2 protein-coding genes and 2 pseudogenes are annotated in these 2,174 nt (G+C 64.6%); 3 read left to right on the top strand and 1 reads right to left on the bottom strand.

Going from position 1 to position 2,174, the window contains the following annotated elements:
- Positions 1–613 precede the first annotated feature (613 nt).
- The 3 genes and pseudogenes from K228_RS0124685 to K228_RS28040 form a co-directional block, all read left to right on the top strand.
- The gene (locus tag K228_RS0124685) at positions 614–811 is read left to right on the top strand and encodes a hypothetical protein (protein WP_025620754.1); all 198 of its coding nucleotides are present in this window, start codon (positions 614–616) and stop codon (positions 809–811) included.
- The gene (locus K228_RS26290; RefSeq protein ID WP_033777435.1) at positions 808–1,080 is read left to right on the top strand and encodes a hypothetical protein; all 273 of its coding nucleotides are present in this window, start codon (positions 808–810) and stop codon (positions 1,078–1,080) included. Before K228_RS0124685 ends, K228_RS26290 begins: the two co-directional genes overlap by 4 nt.
- A gap of 118 nt (positions 1,081–1,198) precedes the next feature.
- Positions 1,199–1,421, top strand: a pseudogene (locus K228_RS28040) (IS5/IS1182 family transposase); the annotation flags it as partial.
- On the opposite strand, the pseudogene K228_RS26285 reads toward K228_RS28040, so the two are convergent.
- A pseudogene (locus tag K228_RS26285) lies at positions 1,421–2,081 on the bottom strand (NHL repeat-containing protein); the annotation flags it as partial. The pseudogenes K228_RS28040 and K228_RS26285 overlap by 1 nt on opposite strands.
- Between the last annotated feature and the right edge of the window lie 93 nt (positions 2,082–2,174).

The raw sequence follows: 2,174 nt of genomic DNA, 5'->3' as shown, positions 1-2,174 counted from the left end.
GTCCACACAACCACAAGACTCAGCGGTGGCTGCTCCATGCTCACGGACAAAACCACACAGCTCCAGCAGGTCCGAACGGATCTCCTGCTGGAGTATTAGCCCTGCTGCGGTACGCCGCCGCCGTAGCTCGCGCAACAGGTACTCGGAGGGTGAAACAGCCACGGATTCCACGCCTTTCCACAGTCCGAAAGATCAATTCTCTGCCGTGCTTCGAACGACTGCCGCTCTCCGCAATCGGGCGTGAGGTGTTCCGAGAGTAGTCGGTCAACGCCCATGGTGGAACCAGACGGTGCAAGTCGGTGGAGGTATCCGAGCCCGCCGGAGGTGCTGTCAGACCGCTCCCATATCCAGCGGGGTGTGGGAGCGGTCCATCAACATCCACTCACGTCCGGGAGTCTGCTTTGCCAGCCGCAGCCGAACAGCTACCAGTTGGGAATACCGGGACCGCTCCCACTTATTCGATCAACCACAACGGACCGAAGGATGCTGGGCCGGAAAAGGATCCAGAGCAGCTGCTGAGTGCGGAGACTCACGGTCGTGCGCGGGTGTACTACACGTCGTACCCGGGCGTCGATGTCCTTAAGGCGATGCTCACCGGGCTGAGGAGGCTGTGATGGCCGACGACAACCCGCCCGCCAGCCGGTGCGCACATCCTGACCCGTACGGGACGCCGCCGTTGCCCGACGGCGACCGGGTGCGGCCCAGTACGCCCAGCACGCCCTCGCCGTCAGCCACCACCCGGCACCAACTGATCGCGGCGCTCATCCTGGCGATCATTGTGGCCGCCATCGTGCTCCGGGTGCTGCGATGACGACCAGCCCGAAAGTCCCACGCCCGAAACCGGGCGGCCACGTCGCCGACCGGCTACACCTACCCATGCGTCCCCTGTGGGGTTGCGGCATCTGCCGGGCCGAGTGGCCCTGCGAGTCGGCCCGGGCTGCCCTCCTGATCGAGTACCGCGACAACCTGGTTGCGCTGCGTGTCTATCTGAGCGCATTGATGGCCGAGGTGGATGCACAACTATCGCAGGTCAATAGACCATCCGACCTCTGTCGCCGCTTCCTCTCGTGGGTCGGGTGAGATTTAGAGCGTCCGGCGATGGGTCCAAGATGCGGACGGGCGGGCACCCGTGGGCAGTGAACTGCAACGGGTCCATCAATCACCAAGGTTGTCTACGTTTGGCTATCGATAGAGTTGTGTGCCTGCACTGCCGTCATCGTTGCTCGAACCCATCTGGGTGCAGTTCGCCGCGCTGTGGCCTGAGCAGCCCGAGTTCGATCCGGGCTCACCGGCTGGGCTGTCATCGCCGGCGGATCCCGGACAGGGTCGTGTTTCAGCACGTCATCGCCGCGCGGGTTTACGGATCGGGCTACGAGCGTGTCGCGTCGCGCGAGTGTTCGGATCGGACGATCCGCCGTCGTCACTGGGAGGCCCATCGCCACACGGGGGCACCGGCAAGAGCGGCCACGTAAATCTCCCCCCGGACACCGATGGCGAGTTGGTGGGGGTTGGCGCGCTGGTCAGCTAGCGCCCACCGGTGGGTGACCTGCCCGGTGGTCGACAGCCGGCAAACGTAGCCGCGCTGCTCACCGTTGTTCTCATCCAGGAGATCTCCGCCGTCGAGGACATAGACCGCGTCGTCTGGACCGATCGCGACGTCGTAAGGACGGCCCAGGGCGCTGCTGTGCCCACACGTGCCGCACCGACGCGTCGGCGTTGAAGACCTGCACTCGTGCGTTGCGCCGGTCGGCGACGTACACAGCTCCATTGCTGTCCAGGGCCACGCCATGCGGAATGTTGAATTGTGCGGGCCGGTCACCGAGTTCGCCCCATTGGCGGGTCAGCACGCGGTGCGTGTCGAACCGGGCCACTCGGGAGTTGCGGTAGCCATCGGTGACGACGATGGACCCGTCGGCCGACACGGCCACGTCGGTGGGGCGGGCGAAGATGTACTCGTCGAGGGTGCACGGCAGGTTGCTGACGACGTTGCGTACTCGCAGGCAGGTTTCCAGTCCGGTGGGATAGTCGTGGCCCAGTTCACCGACCTGCCGTCCCGCCGCGTCGAACGTGGTGATCTTGTTAGCCCGGGACATTCACCAGGTGGTGATCTTGTAACGGTTTCGTGAGGTCCGGAAAGGCGAAAGTGCCTGCCAGGCAAGGGAAAATGGTGATTG

It is taken from the genome of Salinispora cortesiana (assembly GCF_000484695.1).
Taxonomy (GTDB): domain Bacteria; phylum Actinomycetota; class Actinomycetes; order Mycobacteriales; family Micromonosporaceae; genus Micromonospora; species Micromonospora cortesiana.
The sequence above is the reverse complement of the archived record's forward strand: the minus strand, read 5'-3'. Positions and strand labels throughout refer to the sequence as shown.

Excerpts from the sequence above, each read along its gene's own strand:
- K228_RS0124685 (WP_025620754.1), top strand. The coding sequence starts at position 614 with ATGGCCGACGACAACCCGCCCGCCAGCCGGTGCGCACATCCTGACCCG.
- K228_RS26290 (WP_033777435.1), top strand. The coding sequence starts at position 808 with ATGACGACCAGCCCGAAAGTCCCACGCCCGAAACCGGGCGGCCACGTC.